The sequence below is a fragment of the Streptomyces sp. NPDC090088 genome (assembly GCF_044747345.1).
Taxonomy (GTDB): Bacteria; Actinomycetota; Actinomycetes; order Streptomycetales; family Streptomycetaceae; genus Streptomyces.
Genome location: NZ_JBIVDZ010000016.1, coordinates 117,099 through 131,972, shown reverse-complemented (window position 1 = coordinate 131,972; position 14,874 = coordinate 117,099). Strand labels below are relative to the sequence as shown.

The following is a 14,874-nucleotide window of genomic DNA, read 5'->3' as shown; positions in this document are numbered from 1 at the left end:
GGCTGCATGGCCGCCAAGTTCTTCACCGGACTGCCCCTGGACGGCCCCGACCCCGAATGCGTACAGGGCTACGGCGAACAGCTCCTCGCCCAGCGCCCCGAGGACCGCGGTCACCTGCCCAAGCCGTCCGGCGACCACTCGCGGGGCCCCGTGGACCTCGTGCTCACCCGCCGCCGGCCGGTCAGCGCCTGCGCCGAGAGCCCCCTGGCCGGGCTGGACCCGACACCCACCGGAAAGGGCGGGACACATGCCTAGGAACCCCTGGTTCGAGACGGTCGCCGAGGCCCGGCGCCGGGCGAAGCGGCGGCTGCCCGGCTCGGTCTACGGCGCGCTCGTCGCCGGCTCGGAGCGCGGCCGTACCATCGACGCCAACACGGAGGCCTTCGCCGAACTGGGCTTCGCACCACGGGTCGTGGGCCATCACGCCGAGCGCGACCTGTCCACGACGGTCCTCGGAGTGCCGACCGCGCTGCCCGTGCTCATCTCGCCGACCGGGGTGCAGGCGGTCGACCCCGAAGGGGAGGTGGCCGTGGCCCGGGCCGCCGCCAACCGGGGCGTGATCATGGGGCTCAGCTCGTTCGCCAGCAAGCCCGTGGAGGAAGTGGCCGACGCGCAGCCGGACTTCTTCTTCCAGCTGTACTGGAGCGGGACCCGCGACACCATGGTGCAGCGCATGGACCGGGCCAGGGCCGCCGGTGCCAAGGCGCTCATCGTCACCCTCGACTGGTCGTTCTCCCACGGCCGCGACTGGGGCAGCCCCGCCATCCCGGACAAGCTCGACCTCAGGACCATGCTGCGGTTCGCCCCCGACGTCCTGCCCCGGCCCGGCTGGCTGTGGCGGTACGCCAGATCGGGCCGCGTCCCCGACCTCACCGTGCCCAACCTGACCGCCCCCGGCGGCACGGCCCCGACCTTCTTCGGCGCCTACGGCGAATGGATGGGGACCCCACCGCCCACCTGGGACGACGTCAAGTGGCTGCGCGAGGAGTGGGGCGGCCCGTTCCTCCTCAAGGGCGTCTGCCGGGTGGACGACGCGAAGCGGGCGGTCGACGCCGGCGTCTCCGCGCTGTCCGTGTCCAACCACGGCGGCAACAACCTCGACACCACCCCGGCCACCATCCGGCTGCTGCCCGCCGTCGCGGAAGCCGTCGGCGACCAGGTCGAGGTGCTGCTCGACGGCGGGATCCGGCGCGGCGGCGACGTGGCGAAGGCACTGGCCCTCGGTGCCCGCGCCGTCCTGATCGGCCGGGCCTACCTGTGGGGCCTCGCCGCCAACGGACAGGCCGGCGTCGAGAACGTCCTGGACATCATGCGCGGTGGACTGGACTCCGCCGTCCTCGGCCTCGGCCACTCCGCCGTGCACGAACTGGTCCCCGACGACCTGGTGATACCGCCCGGCTTCCGCCTGACGCTCGGCGGCGGGGCGGTACCGTCCGCGGGGTCGGGCGGGTCGGGCGGGTCGGCCGGGTCCGTCGCCGCGCCGGTGCTCCCGGCGGCCGACGCCGAGTCCACGGCCGCCTGACCGTGTCCGGGGACAGCGTGCCGCCCGTCCTGGCGGACTCCGTGTGGCCGGCCGTGCCCTCCGGCGCGCTCGTCCTGGTCCCGGTCGGGTCCACCGAGCAGCACGGCCCGCATCTGCCGCTCGACACCGACACCGTCGTCGCCCGCGCCGTCGCCCGGCGGACGGCCGACGCGCTCGCCGATGCCCTCGTCGGCGGCCCGCACGGCACGCCGCTGGTGGCCCCGGCCGTGGCCTTCGGCGCGAGCGGTGAGCACGCCGGCTTCCCCGGGACCGTCTCGATCGGGCACGCGGCGCTGCACGCGGTCCTCGTGGAACTGACCCGCTCGCTGTCCCTGTGGGCGGGCCGGATCGTGTTCGTCAACGGCCACGGCGGCAACACGGCCACCCTCGACCGGGCTCTCGCCCAGCTGCGCGCCGAGGGCCACGACGCCGCCTGGACCGCCTGCGAGGTCCCGGGCGGCGACGCGCACGCCGGCCGTACGGAGACCTCGCTGCTGCTGCACCTGGCACCCGGACGCGTCCGCCTCGACGCCGCCGTCGCCGGCGACACCCGCCCGCTGGCCGCGCTCCTGCCGGAACTGACGGCCCGTGGCGTCCGAGCGGTGTCGCCCTCGGGCGTACTCGGCGATCCGGCCGGTGCCTCGGCGGCGGAGGGGCGCCGGGCGACGGCCGCGATGGTCGCCGCCACCGCCCGCCGCGTCACCGCGTGGACCCCCGACACCCGCGGCCGCCTCACGGACCCCGACCGGAGCGCGGCCAGCCGCACACCGCCGACACCTCCCACCCCTGCGAAAGGCGTACAACAGTGACGCTTCCCCTCGGCTTCGTCGTCGCGTTCGACCGGCACACGCGGGTGGTCGACGGTGGCCGGGCGCTGCTCGGCGGGTTTCCCACCCGGCTGCTCAAGCTGACGCCACGGGCGCGGCGCCTGTTCACCGGGCGGGTGCTGGTCGTGCGGGACGCGGCGGGGGCGCTGCTCGCGGACCGGTTGCTGGAGACGGGCATGGCGCATCCCGTCGTCGGCTCGCTGCCGGCGCCGGCGGACCCCCGGTACACGGTCGTCGTGCCGGTCCGCGACCGCCCGCGCCCACTCGACCGTCTGCTGCGGAGCATCGGTCCCGGCCGACCGGTGATCGTGGTCGACGACGCGTCCCGGCAGCCGGCCGCCGTGGCCGCCGTGGCGGCAGAGCACGGCGCCCGGCTGGTCGCGCTCGCCGACAACGTCGGGCCCGCCGGGGCCCGCAACGCGGGACTGCGCCTGGTCACCACCCCGTACGTGGTCTTCGCCGACTCCGACATCGTGCTGGACCCCGACACGGTCCCCACCCTGCTCCGGCACTTCGCCGACCCCCGGGTCGCGATGGCCGTCCCCCGCATCACCGGACTGTCCGCCCCGGCCACGACCTGGATCGAACGGTACGAGAACTCGCGGTCGTCGCTCGACCTGGGCGGGCATCCGGCCCCGGTACGGCCCGGCACGCCCGTCTCCTGGGCCTCCTCCGCGTGCGTGGTGGCCCGCGTCGACGCGCTGGGGGAGGGCTTCGACGCGGGCATGCGGGTCGGGGAGGACGTCGACCTGTGCTGGCGGCTGGTGGCGGCGGGGCGCCGGGTGCGGTACGAACCCGCCGTCCGGGCCGCCCACGAACACCGGGTGCGCCTGGGGGACTGGCTGCGGCGCAAGGCCTTCTACGGCACCGGGGCGCAGCCCCTCGCCGAACGGCACCCCGAGTCCGTCGCACCCGTCGTGTTCGCGCCGTGGAGCACGGCACTGGCCGCCGCGCTGCTCGCAGGACGGCGCTGGTCGGCGCCGGCCGCCGCGGCCGTCCTCGGTGTCGTGACCGTACGCATCGCCCGGAAACTCGACGGCACCGAGCACCCCTACCGGCTCGCCGTGCGGCTGACCGGCAACGGAACCCTCGCCACCCTGTCGCAGACCTCCGCCCTGCTGACCCGCCACTGGTGGCCGCTGACGGCCGTCGGCTGTGTGCTCTCCGGCCGCCTCCGCCGTGCCACCGCGGTCGCCGCCCTGGCCGACATCGCACTCGAATACCGTCGAGATCAAGCCACACTCGACCCGCTGCGCTACGGCGTCGCCCGCCGCCTGGACGACCTCGCCTACGGGTCGGGCGTGTGGTTCGCCGCGCTCCGGGCCCGCTCCGGCGCCGCACTACGCCCCCGCGTCACCCGCTGAGACGTTCCAGTCCCGGTCAGCGGAAAGCGCCCGGCCGCCGCCCGTCCCCTGCCCCGACACTGAGACATCCCGCCGCCGGCGCCACGCCGCGCGGGCGATGGACCAGTCACCAGGAGGTGGGCGGAGTGACGCATGAAGTGGTCGGCCGTATCGACGAGTCGGGTCCGGAACTGGCCGCACTCGCCGACGAGAACGAGTCACTCGGCAAGTTGAGCGACCGTACCGTCGAACTGCTGCGTTCCGCCGGGGTCATACGGCTGCTGCAGCCCAAGGAGTTCGGCGGTTTCAGTGCTCATCCCCGGGACTTCGCGGAAGCGGTGATGGCGGTCGCCCGGCACGACGGGGCCGCCGGCTGGGTGTGCGGTGTCGTCGGGGTGCACCCGTGGGAGCTGGCCCAGATGGACCCGCGCCTCGCCCACGAGGTGTGGGACGACGACCCGGACACCTGGATCGCCTCTCCCTACATGCCCAACGGCATCGCCGACCCGGTGGACGGGGGCTTCGTCCTCAGCGGACGCTGGCCCTTCTCCTCGGGCAGCGACCACTGCAGCTGGGACTTCCTCGGGGCGCTCGTCGGGGACGGCAAGGGCAGGCCCGCGGGGCCGATCCAGGTGATGCACGTGGTGCTGCCGCGGTCGGACTACGAGATCATCGACGGCACCTGGGACGTCGTCGGCCTCTCCGGCACCGGCAGCAAGGACGTCGTCGTCGACAAGGCGTTCGTGCCCGAGTACCGCACCATCAGGCAGGAGCAGGTCCAGGCCGGTGCGGCGGCCGAGGAACTCGGACTCACCGACAGCCTGTACAAGCTGCCCTTCGCCTCGATGTTCCCGCTAGGGATCACCGCGGCGGTCATCGGCATCTGCGAGGGCGCGCTCGCCCACCACCTCTCCCAGCAGAAGGACCGGGTCGCCGTGACCGGCATCCAGGTCCGCGACGACCCGTACGTGCTCTACGCCGCGGGCGAGGCCGCCGCCGAGATCGCCGCCTCCCGGGTGCAGCTCATCGACGGCATCAGCCGGATGTACGACCAGATCGAGGCCGGCAAGCCGGTGACCATCGAGGACCGGGCGACCGTACGCCGCAACCAGGTCCGCTGCGCCTGGCGGGCCGTCTCCGCCCTGGACGAGATCTTCGCGCGGTCCGGCGGCAACGCCATCCGCAAGGGCAACCCGATCCAGCGGTACTGGCGGGACGCGCACGTCGGGCTCTCGCACATGATCCACGTGCCGGGCACCGCGTACCACGCGTACCCGCTGTCCCAGATGGGGCTCGATCTGCCCGAGTCGATGCGGGCCGTCATATGACCCACCGGGCGACCCGGCGGCAGGAGGTGGATGTGATCGACGGCCGCCGGTTCCGCGACGTGCTGGGCAACTTCCCCACCAGCGTGGTCGCGATCACCACCACGGACGCCGGGGAGCGGCCGCACGGGATGATCGTCGGCACCTTCACCTCCGTCTCCCTGGACCCGCCGCTGGTGTCCTTCCTGGCCGACCGCTCCTCCACGACCCTGCGGACGATCAGGGCCGCGGGCCGCTTCTGCGCCAACGCGCTCGCGGGCGACCAGGAACGGCTCTCCCGGCGGATGGCGACCGGGCCGGCCGGGGAGCGGTTCGCGGACACGGCCTGGGAGCCCTCACCGCTCGGCAGTCCCGTCCTGGACGGGGTCGTCGCCTGGGTGGACTGCGTGGTGGAACAGGTCGTCGAGATCGGCGACCACCTGCTGGTCGTGGGCCGGGTCCACGACCTGTGCGTCGAGTCGTTGAAGACCCCGCTGCTGTTCTTCCGCGGCGGATACGGCGACTACCTCTCCAGCGCGGCACTGCTGCTGGACAGGCTCGTCGGCTGGGACGAGATCGGTCGGTAGCCACCGGTCGGCACACATAGGGAGCCGCAGTGAGAAATGACCTCTACATAAGACTTTCGCGCATCTCGGCCTGGTGCGGTGTCGTCCTGATGGTGGGCTTCATCGTGGCCTTCAGCGCGGGCCACCTGCTCACCCCGGTCGACCCGGAGATGAGCCCCGCGGACCTCGTCACCTTCCTGCACGACCACCGCACGGGGATCCTGTGGTGCACCGTGATCATGGTGCTGGCCGTGCCCTTCGAGTACCCGTACGTCGTCGTGACGAGCCTTCAGATGAAGCGCGTCGAGGGCGGCTGGGGTCTGCTGTCCATGATCCAGCTGACCACCGGTGTGGTCGCCCCGCTGGGCTTCTTCTTCCCCCTCGCCATCCTCTCCGCCGCCGCGTACCGGCCGGAGATCCACTCGCCCGACGTGCTGTCGGCGTTGACGGACACCTTCAACCTGATGCTGGTGGGCAACGCGTGCATCTTCGTCCTCCAGGTCTGGTCGATCGGCTACACGGCGTTCATCGACCACCGGGAGAAGCAGGTCTTCCCCAAGTGGTACGGCTGGCTGAGCATCGTGCTGGGCGTGCTCCTCATCCCGGGGGCCTTCGTCTTCGTCGTCCACAGCGGTCCGTTCGCCTGGAACGGCGTGCTGGCGAACACGATCCCCTCGCTGACGTACTTCGTCTGGAAGGTCGCCACTCCTTATGTGCTGCTGAAGGCGATCAAGTCGGAGGAGCAGGAACTGGCCGGTCTGCCGGAGGCCCAGCCGGCGACCGTCTGAGACACGTCTGTGGCCGTGACCCCGGTGGGGGTCACGGCCACAGACGCGTCTCAGACCGAGAGCGCGAACCCGCCCGTCACCCGCAGGGTCTCGCCGGTGACGAAGGACGCCTTGGAGGAGACCAGGTAGAGCAGGGCCTCGACGATGTCCTCCTCCCGGCCCTCCTGCCGCAGGATCTGCTCCCCGAGGACGCGTTCCGCCTCGGCGGAGGAGAGCTGTTCCCGTACCGCGTCGGTGAAGATCAGGCCCGGCGCGATCGCGTTGACCCGGATGCCGTCGGCGGCGAACTCCCGCGCGAACGACACCGTCAGACCGCGCACGGCGAGCTTGGAGACGCCGTAGATGCTGCGGTTCGCGTACGCCGCCGACGAGGAGATGTTGACGACCGAGGCCCCGGTACGGCCCTTCATGGCCTCGTGGGCGGCCATCGTGCAGATGACGGTGCCCATGATGTTGACGTCGACCACTCGCCGTACCTTGGCCAGGCCCAGTTCGGTGAAGGGCCTGTTGTAGGCGGCGTGCAGACCGGCGTTGTTGACCAGGATGTCGAGTCCGCCGTGGCGGGCGACGATCCCGCTCACCACGGCGCCTACCCCGTCCTCGTCCGCCACGTCGCAGGCGGCCCCCGTCGCGCCCCGGCCCTTCGCGGTGAGCTCCGCGGCCGCCCCGGCCGCCGCGTCGCCGTCGATGTCGGCGAGCACGACATGCGCGCCGAGCGCCGACAGCGCCTCTCCGAAGGCCTTCCCGAAGCCCCGGCCGCCGCCGGTGATCAGGGCGACCTTGCCCTGGTGCGGTGTGCTGTCCGGCATCAGAACCTCACTTCGGTCCGAACCGCTGGCCCGCGTCCAGGCGCAGGCACTGGCCGTTCAGCATCGGATTGTCGACGACCGCCAGGGCGAGCTTCGCGTACTCCTCGGGCCGGCCCAGGCGCCGGGGGAACGCGGCGTCCTTCACCAGGGCGGCCCGGGTCTCGGCGGGGATCTTCTCGGTGGCGCCGGTCTCGAACAGGCTCGGCGCGATGGCGATGACCCGGATGCCGAGGGAGCCGAGGTCCCGGGCCATGGTGAGGCTCATGCCGGCGATGGCCGCCTTGGCGGCGGAGTAGGCGACCTGCCCGATCTGCCCCTCGAAGGCGGCGATCGAGGAGGTGTTGACGATGACACCGCGTTCGCCGTCGGGTTCCTCGGGCTCGTTGCGGCTCATGTGGGCGGCGGCCAGCCGGCTGATGTTGAAGGTGGCGACGGCGTTCAGGTCGAGCACCCGGCGGAAGGTCTCCAGGTCGTGCGGACCGTCCTTGCCGAGAGTGCGCCGCACGCTGCCGCCGCCCGCCGTCGTGACCGACACGTGCAGCCCGCCCAGCGCCTCCACGGCCGCCTCCAGCGCGTCTTCCGTCGCCGCGAAGTCGGTCACGTCGACGGGGTGGAAGCTGCCGCCGAGCGCGGCGGCGACCTCCCCGCCCGCCGACGCCGCACGGTCCAGCACGGCGACGTCGGCGCCGCGGGCCGCGAGGAGTTCGGCGGTGGCCCGGCCCATGCCGGAGGCGCCGCCGAACACCACCGCCTTCTTGCCCTTGATCTCCATGGGGAACCTTTCGGATCGTCCGCTCACGCGGATGCGGGAGACGCCCGCAGGAAGTCGCAGAGCCGGTCGCGGTGGACGGCGGTGTCGCCGTACAGCACGCTGTCGGCCCTCGCCCGGCGCAGGTGGAGATGGAGCTCGTGCTCCCAGGTGAAGCCGATGCCGCCGTGCAACTGGAGGGCCCGGGCCGCGACCTCGCCGGCCGCGGCCGCGACGTACGAGGCGGCGGCGCAGGCGGCCCGGCCCGCGTCCTCGGTACCCGCGTCGGCGGTCATCGCCGCGTAGCCGGTGACGGCGCGGGCGCCGTGCACCCGCAGCGCCATGTCGGCGCAGGCGTGCTTGACGGCCTGGAAGGAGCCGATGGGGCGGTCGAACTGGACCCGGGACGTGGTGTGTTCGACAGTGAGTTCCAGCATGCGCTCCATCACCCCGAGCGCGTCGGCGCAGCGCAGCACCGACGCCTCGTCGAGCAGCCGCTGGATCTCCTCCGGGCCGGCGTCGAGGCGGCGGTCCGCCGGCACCCGCACCCCTTCGAACCGGACCTCGTGGAACGCGCGGGTCAGGTCCAGGACCTGCTGCCGCCGGACCGTCACACCGGGAGCCGTACGGTCGACGAGGAAGGACGCCGGGACGCCGTCCCGGAGTGCGGTGACGAGCAGCCAGCGGGCGCCGCCCGCGTCCTGCACAGCCGTCTTCACTCCGTCCAGGACGACCGCGTCCCCGGCGGAGCGGGCCGTGGCCCGCACGCCGTCCAGCGACCAGGGGGCGTGCGGCTCGGCGAAGGCCCAGGTGGCCCAGGCCGAGCCGGCTGCGAGCGCGGGCAGCACCTCGGCGCGCAGCGCGGGCGGTCCCGCGGCGGCGAGTGCCCGGCCGGCGATCGCGGTGGGCGTGACCGGTCCCCGGCCGAGCGCCCGCCCCATCTCCTCGGCGACCAGGGCGAGTTCCACCAGGCCCTGGCCGGTGCCGCCGTACTCCTCGGGCAGTCCGAGGCCGGGCCAGCCGAGGTCGGCCGTCAGCCGCCACACCTCGGGATCGACGTCCTCCGCGCGGTCCGCCCAGGCCCGCACGTGGGTGATCGGGGCCCGGTCCGACAGCAGGTCGCGCGCGGCCGTACGGAGCATCTCCTGCTCTTCACTGAGCTCGAAGTTCACCCGAGCAAGGTATCCTCTTTTGCTTCGACGGTCGAGATCCTCAGGCGATATGGGCCACCACCTGTCGATCAACGATCAATTTGAGTACTCTGAATTCCATGGTTGATGCCGTTCTCCTCTCCGCGTGCCGCACCGCCATCGGAACCGCCCGCCGGGGCAGCCTGCGGGACACCGACGCCTTCGAGCTCGCCGCCGTCGTGGTCCGTGAGGCCGCCCGGCGCAGCGGACTGCCACCCGAGGCGTTCGACGACGTCGTCCTCGGCGAGTCCCTGGCCGGCGGCGGCGACATCGCCCGCCACGCGGCCCTGCGGGCAGGCCTGACCCATGTCCCCGGCCTGGCCCACAACCGGCACTGCGCCTCCGGACTGGCCAGCGTCGCCACCGCGGCCGCCGGCGTACGGGCCGGGATGGACCGGGCCGTGGTCGCGGGCGGGACGCACTCCTCGTCGACCGCCCCGGTGGCCCGGCGACGGATCCCGGGCACCGACGACTGGCAGGACCCCTGGATGGCGCCGACCCACGCACCGACGCCCGAGGCGCCCAACGACGACATGGGGGTCCTCGTCGGCTGGAACACCGCCCGGCTGGCCGGGCTCACCCGCGAGGAGATGGACGCCTGGGCGCTGCGCTCGCACGAGCGGGCCGTACGCGCCGTCGACGAGGGCCGGTTCACCGACGAGATCGTCCCCGTGCCGGTCACCGGCCGGGACGGCACCGCCTCCGTCTTCGACACCGACGAGCACCCGCGCCGCGACACCAGCGCCGAGAAGCTCGCCGCGCTGAAGGTGCTGCACCCCGAGATCGAGGGGTTCTCCATCACGGCCGGCAACTCCAGCGGCGTCAACGACGGCGCCGCGGCGGTCGTCGTCGCCTCCTCCGACCTGGCCGCCGAGCACGGACTCACCCCGATCGCGACCGTACGGTCCTGGGCGAGCGTGGGAGTGGACCCCGTCGAGACGGGGCTCGCACCGGTCGCGGCCATCCGCAAGGCCCTCGACCGGGCCGGGCTCGGCCTCGGCGACGTCGACCTGTTCGAGGTCAACGAGGCCTTCGCGGCCGTGGCCGTGGCCACCACCCGCGAGCTGGGCCTCGACCCCGAGCGGGTCAACCCGTTCGGCAGCGGCTGCAGCCTCGGCCACCCGATCGCCACCACCGGCACGCGCATGGTCGTGACGCTCGCGCACGAACTGCGCCGCCGGGGCGGCGGGACCGCGGTCGCCGCCATGTGCGCGGGCGGCGGCATGGGCGCGGCGCTGGTCCTGACGGTCTGACCGACGGTGATCCAGGTCGGGGCCGAGGGGCTGGACTGCCGCTGGACGGACGGTGTGCTGTGGCTGACGCTCGACCGGCCGCGGGCACGCAACGCCATGACCATCGCCATGCGGCGCGGGCTGATCGAGGCCGTCAGGGCGGCCGACGACGACGCGGAGACGCGGCTGGTCGTCCTCACCGGCACCGATCCCGCGTTCTCCGCGGGTATCGACCTCAAGGAGGCGCTGGGCAACGGCACCGGCTCGCCGCGCGGGGCGCGCACGGACCCCGCCGAGGTGGTGCGGGCGTCCCGTACCCCGGTGCTCGGGGTGATCAACGGCCCCTGCTACACCGGGGCGCTGGAACTGGCGCTGTCGTGCTCGTTCCTCATCGCCTCCGACCGGGCCCGGTTCGCCGACACCCATGCCGCGATCGGACTGGCGGCGGGCTGGGGGATGAGCGCACTGCTGCCCCGCGCGGTCGGCACCCGGCTCGCCCGCCGGATGATGCTGACGGGCGAGCCCATCGACGCCCGACGGGCCCTGGCGGCAGGCCTGGTCACCGAAGTCGTCCCGCACGACTGCCTCCTCGACCTGGCCCACGAGATCGCCGGCCTGATCCGCGCCGCCCACCCCACGGCCGTCACGGAGACCCTCGCACTGCTCGCCGACGGCGAGGACACCAGCCTCGCCCACGCCCTCACCCTGGAATCACGCGCGAAACTGCGCCGCCGCTACGACGTGGCCGAACTGGCACACCGGTTCGACAGCGCCCCGTAGGGCGCTGCGGCGCCCTACGGGGACGCGGGGAACCGCGCGACCAGCCACGATGACGCCGCGGACGACCGACGGCGCAGGTACGGCTCCACAGCGGACCCGCACACGCGCACAGCTCAGGGGCGCGGGGAACTGCGCGACCAGCCACGACCCGGCCGCAGGCGACCGACGACCCATCCCCGGCCCCGCAACAGGCCGCGCCTCCGAACAGCCGGCAGCGAAGTCACCCCACCGCGGCCTCCCCCAAGTAGCCGCGCAACAGCTCAGCCCCCGCCGCCCCCGAGTCCCCCTCCCACGCGACACTCCCGCGCCGCAGCACCAGACACCGGTCGGCGAAGTCCAGCGCCCGGCTCGCGAACTGCTCGATCATCACCACGGCCACGCCGGCCGCCCTGGCCCGCCGCAGGCTCTCGAAGACCACGTCGACCATCTTCGGCGCGAGCCCCAGCGACAGCTCGTCGGCGATCACCAGCCGAGGGTCGGCGGCCATGGCCCGCGCCAGCGACAGCATCTGCTGTTCGCCCCCCGACAGCGTCCCCGCCGCCTGCCGCCGCCGCTCCCGCAGCACCGGGAAGATCTCGAAGGCCCGCTCCAGCGCCGCGGGCCGTCCACGCCGGTCGCCCACGGTGGCCATCCGGAGGTTCTCCAGCACCGTCAGGGAGGGGAACACCCCACGCCCTTCAGGGAGATGGACGAGCCCGGCCCGCCGGATCGCGTCCGGCGACCGCCCGGTGAGGTCCCGGCCCTCCAGCGCGAAGCGACCGGCGGCGGCCGGGACGAGCCCCGACAGCGCCCTGGCCAGCGTGCTCTTCCCCGCCCCGTTCGGACCCAGCACCGCGAGCGCGCTGTTCGGCGGCACCTCGAACGTCACGTCCCGCAGCGCCTGGGAGGCTCCGTAGCGCACGGTCAGATCACGGACGGCGAGCAGCGGCGAACCGGTGGCGGTCATGCGGAAGTCCTCTCCTCGTCCTGACCGGCGTCCGGACCCGCGCCCAGGTACGCCGCGCGTACGGCGGGATCCCGGCGCACCTCGGCAGGGGAACCCGCACTGATCTCGACGCCGAAGTCGAGGACGTGGACCACGTCGCTCATCCCCAGCACCAGCTCGACGTCGTGCTCGACCAGCAGCAGCGACACCCCGTGGTCGGCGACGACACGGGTGAGCGTCGCCGCCAGCTCGTCGGTCTCGCGCGCGTCGAGCCCGGACGACGGTTCGTCGAGGAGCAGCACACCCGGGTCGACGGCGAGCGCCCGGGCGATCTCCAGCAGCCGGCTGGTGCCCAGCGGCAGCCCGCCGACCGGCCGGTGCGCCTGCCCGGCCAGCCCCAGCGCCGCGAGCAGCGCGTCGGTCCTGCGGTCCTCGTCGGCCGGGGCCCGCCGGAAGCCGCCCCCGGTGACCAGGTCGGTCCAGATCCGGTGCCGGGTGTGCCGCAGCCGATACGCCAGCACCACGTGCTCACGGACCGTCAGCCCCGGAAACAGTTCCGGATGCTGGAAGGTGCGCGCCAGCCCCCGCCGGGCCCGCGCCTGCGCACTGGCCCGGGTGACGTCACGGCCGTCCATCAGGACCGCGCCCTCGCTCGGCGCGAGCAGCCCGGACAGCACGGCGAACAGCGTGCTCTTGCCCGCGCCGTTGGGCCCCACAAGCCCGACCACCGAGGCGGGCGGCACGGCCAGATCGACCTCGCTGAGAGCGACGAGCCCGCCGAAGCGGACGGTGACCCCGCGGGCCTCGATGCGCGGTGGTGTCGTACCGGATGCCACACTGGTACGACTCGTACCCGCCGCCGTGCTCATACGAGTTCTCCCTCGGGCGTCGAAGGCTCTCCGGCGCGGGCCCGCCGGCCCTGCCGCCACCGTCCCAGCTCACGCAGTTGCCGGGCGTGCATCGCGATGATCCCCTCGGGGTTGCGGGCGAGCATGACCGCGCCGAGGCCGAACAGGATGACCGGGATCTCGGCCCAGCGGGTCGGCAGGTAGGTCTGGAACACACTGGGCAGCACGGCGAAGGCCACGCCGGCGACCAGCGCCCCGACGACCGGCCGCGCTCCCACCGTGACCAGGACGGCCAGCCAGACCAGGCCGGTGAACGGGTTGAAGGAGTCGGGCAGCGCCGACTGGTAGGCGAGCGCGAGGAGACCTCCGCCGACGGCCGCGACGAAGGTGGCCACGGCGGAGACGAGCACCTTGACCGGTACGACGCCGAGCCCGAGCGTGCGGGAGCCGGCCTCGCTCCAGCGGACCGCCGTCACGGCGAGCCCCGCCGTCGAGCGCCGCAGGTTGACGACGAACAGACCGAGGACGGCGAACACCGCCAGCGCGAGCAGCGCGAAGCTCCGGTTGTCCAGCGCCCAGGCCGGGCGGGGCAGGTAGATGCCCTGGCCGGAGTTGTAGAAGCGGTCGCGCAGGAAGACCAGGTTCTGGGCGAGCAGCCCGAAGGTCAGGGTCACCAGGGCGACGTAAAGGTTGCCCAGCCGGATCGTCAGCAGGCCGAGCACCACCCCGACCGGGACCACGCACACCGCGCTCACCAGCACCGCCGCTAGGGGTGGCCACCCGGAGTTCGTGGTGAGGTCGGCGGCGAACAGGGCGCCGAGCCCCGCGAAGGTGATCTGGCACAGCCAGATCATGCCGCCCTCGCCGGTGACCAGCGTGCCGGACAGCAGCGCGGTGGCCAGCGCGATACCGGTGGCCGTCAGCCCGGTCCAGAAGTCGTCCAGGACCAGCGGCAGACACCCGACGACGGCGAGCGTCGCCAGGGGGGCCAGGAACCCCGAAGGGGTCGTGATCGCGGGTGCGCCCGCGGCCTCGGCGCGGACCGCGCGGTCCAGCGCGCCGCCCGCGGGTGAGTCTCCGGCCCGGCCGCGCACCGCGTGGGCGAGCAGGAAGACGAGCATGAAGAGGAAGGGCACGCTCGGTACGATCTGCGCCGACAGCGCGCTCTGCGGATCGAGATACCGCTGGATCACGCTGGTGACCACGCCCATGGCCAGGGCGACCGCGACGGCCGTCGGCAGACTGCGCAGCCGGGCCGCCACCACGGCCGCGAAGGCGGCCGCCATCAGGAACGTCATCCCGTCCACCGACAGTCCGGCGGTGGGCGCGACGAGGACCCCGGCCAGCCCCGCCAGCAGCGAACTGACCGCCCACACGCCGACCGACACCCGCGTCGGACTGACCCCCGACATCGCGGTGAGCGCCTCGGAGTCGACCAGCGCGCGGACCTTCAGACCGAGGTCGGTGAAGCGCAGCAGCACGGTCCCGGCGGTCAGGACCACGGCGAGCCCCGCGTAGGTGATCAGCTGGTTCATGTCGACGACCGCGCCGAACGGCCGGTACACCGCGACGGGTTGCGGCGCGAGACCCGGCGCGGTGGCGTTCACCAGCCGCCCGAGCACGAGGTCGACCAGCGGCGGCAGGGCGACCGACAGACCGATCGTGGCGACGATCTTCACCAGCGGGGAGCGCAGTCGCAGGTGCCGGAAGAGCACCACGTACAGGAGCACGCCCAGCGCGGGGCCGAACACGCCGATCGCGACGACGGCGGCGAGCGGCAGCGACCAGCCCTGCTCGACGTACAGGAAGTAGTAGAAGCGGGCCACGGCGAACGCCATGGCACCGAAGGCGAAGTTGAACACGCCCGAGGAGACATGGGTGACGACCAGTGAGGCCGCGGCGATGGCGTAGACGGCCCCCAGGGCGAGGCCGGCGACAACGTAGGAGAGCAACGACGGCCTCCTGGGAGTTCGTGCTCGGATGAGCAACGGG

14 protein-coding genes and 1 pseudogene are annotated in these 14,874 nt (G+C 73.5%); 9 read left to right on the top strand and 6 right to left on the bottom strand.

Features of this window, described 5'->3' with window-relative positions; genetic code table 11:
* From ACIPSJ_RS50685 to ACIPSJ_RS50655, 7 genes and pseudogenes are all read left to right on the top strand, one after another.
* A pseudogene (locus tag ACIPSJ_RS50685) lies at positions 1-255 on the top strand (mycofactocin radical SAM maturase); the annotation flags it as partial.
* Entirely contained in the window at positions 248-1,522 is a 1,275-nt protein-coding gene (gene mftD, locus ACIPSJ_RS50680; protein ID WP_401356984.1) for a pre-mycofactocin synthase MftD, read from the top strand. The pseudogene ACIPSJ_RS50685 and the gene mftD, both read left to right, overlap by 8 nt.
* A gap of 2 nt (positions 1,523-1,524) precedes the next feature.
* Entirely contained in the window at positions 1,525-2,331 is an 807-nt protein-coding gene (gene mftE / locus ACIPSJ_RS50675; protein WP_401356981.1) for a mycofactocin biosynthesis peptidyl-dipeptidase MftE, read from the top strand.
* Positions 2,328-3,713 (top strand): mycofactocin biosynthesis glycosyltransferase MftF, encoded by a 1,386-nt coding sequence (gene mftF / locus ACIPSJ_RS50670; protein WP_401356978.1) that lies wholly within the window; start codon positions 2,328-2,330, stop codon positions 3,711-3,713. Before mftE ends, mftF begins: the two co-directional genes overlap by 4 nt.
* A 125-nt stretch (positions 3,714-3,838) precedes the next feature.
* Positions 3,839-5,020: a hydroxylase gene (locus tag ACIPSJ_RS50665; protein ID WP_359221846.1), complete on the top strand. Its 1,182-nt coding sequence runs from the start codon at positions 3,839-3,841 to the stop codon at positions 5,018-5,020.
* A 32-nt stretch (positions 5,021-5,052) separates the two neighbouring features.
* Positions 5,053-5,583 (top strand): flavin reductase family protein, encoded by a 531-nt coding sequence (locus ACIPSJ_RS50660; protein WP_401356974.1) that lies wholly within the window; start codon positions 5,053-5,055, stop codon positions 5,581-5,583.
* 29 nt (positions 5,584-5,612) lie between these two features.
* Positions 5,613-6,350, top strand: coding sequence for a hypothetical protein (locus ACIPSJ_RS50655; protein ID WP_359221843.1), 738 nt, complete (start codon positions 5,613-5,615; stop codon positions 6,348-6,350).
* Between the two features lie 50 nt (positions 6,351-6,400).
* Here the strand turns inward: ACIPSJ_RS50655 and ACIPSJ_RS50650 are convergent, their stop codons facing one another.
* From ACIPSJ_RS50650 to ACIPSJ_RS50640, 3 genes are read right to left on the bottom strand one after another with little or no spacing between them, the layout of a single operon-like run.
* A complete protein-coding gene (locus tag ACIPSJ_RS50650; RefSeq protein WP_401356972.1) occupies positions 6,401-7,159 on the bottom strand; it encodes an SDR family NAD(P)-dependent oxidoreductase in 759 nt (252 codons plus the stop codon).
* 7 nt (positions 7,160-7,166) lie between these two features.
* On the bottom strand, positions 7,167-7,931 hold the full coding sequence (locus tag ACIPSJ_RS50645) for an SDR family NAD(P)-dependent oxidoreductase (RefSeq protein WP_401356970.1): 765 nt from the start codon (positions 7,929-7,931) through the stop codon (positions 7,167-7,169).
* Between the two features lie 23 nt (positions 7,932-7,954).
* Positions 7,955-9,079: an acyl-CoA dehydrogenase family protein gene (locus tag ACIPSJ_RS50640; RefSeq protein WP_401356967.1), complete on the bottom strand. Its 1,125-nt coding sequence runs from the start codon at positions 9,077-9,079 to the stop codon at positions 7,955-7,957.
* Positions 9,080-9,177: 98 nt separating this feature from the next.
* Here ACIPSJ_RS50640 and ACIPSJ_RS50635 point away from each other — a divergent pair, with 98 nt between their 5' ends.
* Positions 9,178-10,350 (top strand): thiolase family protein, encoded by a 1,173-nt coding sequence (locus ACIPSJ_RS50635; RefSeq protein WP_401356965.1) that lies wholly within the window; start codon positions 9,178-9,180, stop codon positions 10,348-10,350.
* A gap of 6 nt (positions 10,351-10,356) precedes the next feature.
* Positions 10,357-11,109: an enoyl-CoA hydratase-related protein gene (locus ACIPSJ_RS50630; protein ID WP_359221835.1), complete on the top strand. Its 753-nt coding sequence runs from the start codon at positions 10,357-10,359 to the stop codon at positions 11,107-11,109.
* Between the two features lie 220 nt (positions 11,110-11,329).
* On the opposite strand, the gene ACIPSJ_RS50625 is transcribed toward ACIPSJ_RS50630, so the two are convergent.
* The 3 genes from ACIPSJ_RS50625 to ACIPSJ_RS50615 are packed head-to-tail and all read right to left on the bottom strand — an operon-like array spanning position 11,330 to position 14,834.
* Positions 11,330-12,055 (bottom strand): ABC transporter ATP-binding protein, encoded by a 726-nt coding sequence (locus ACIPSJ_RS50625; RefSeq protein ID WP_359221833.1) that lies wholly within the window; start codon positions 12,053-12,055, stop codon positions 11,330-11,332.
* Entirely contained in the window at positions 12,052-12,903 is an 852-nt protein-coding gene (locus ACIPSJ_RS50620) for an ABC transporter ATP-binding protein (protein ID WP_401356961.1), read from the bottom strand. The genes ACIPSJ_RS50625 and ACIPSJ_RS50620 overlap by 4 nt, the downstream gene beginning before the upstream one ends.
* Positions 12,900-14,834, bottom strand: coding sequence for an ABC transporter permease (locus ACIPSJ_RS50615; protein WP_401356959.1), 1,935 nt, complete (start codon positions 14,832-14,834; stop codon positions 12,900-12,902). The genes ACIPSJ_RS50620 and ACIPSJ_RS50615 overlap by 4 nt, the downstream gene beginning before the upstream one ends.
* Positions 14,835-14,874 lie beyond the last annotated feature (40 nt).

Bases quoted from the DNA above. Each gene is read 5' to 3' on its own strand.
- mftD (WP_401356984.1), top strand. From the start codon at position 248: ATGCCTAGGAACCCCTGGTTCGAGACGGTCGCCGAGGCCCGGCGCCGG.
- ACIPSJ_RS50650 (WP_401356972.1), bottom strand. From the start codon at position 7,159: ATGCCGGACAGCACACCGCACCAGGGCAAGGTCGCCCTGATCACCGGC.
- ACIPSJ_RS50645 (WP_401356970.1), bottom strand. From the start codon at position 7,931: ATGGAGATCAAGGGCAAGAAGGCGGTGGTGTTCGGCGGCGCCTCCGGC.
- ACIPSJ_RS50635 (WP_401356965.1), top strand. From the start codon at position 9,178: ATGGTTGATGCCGTTCTCCTCTCCGCGTGCCGCACCGCCATCGGAACC.
- ACIPSJ_RS50625 (WP_359221833.1), bottom strand. From the start codon at position 12,055: ATGACCGCCACCGGTTCGCCGCTGCTCGCCGTCCGTGATCTGACCGTG.
- ACIPSJ_RS50620 (WP_401356961.1), bottom strand. From the start codon at position 12,903: ATGAGCACGGCGGCGGGTACGAGTCGTACCAGTGTGGCATCCGGTACG.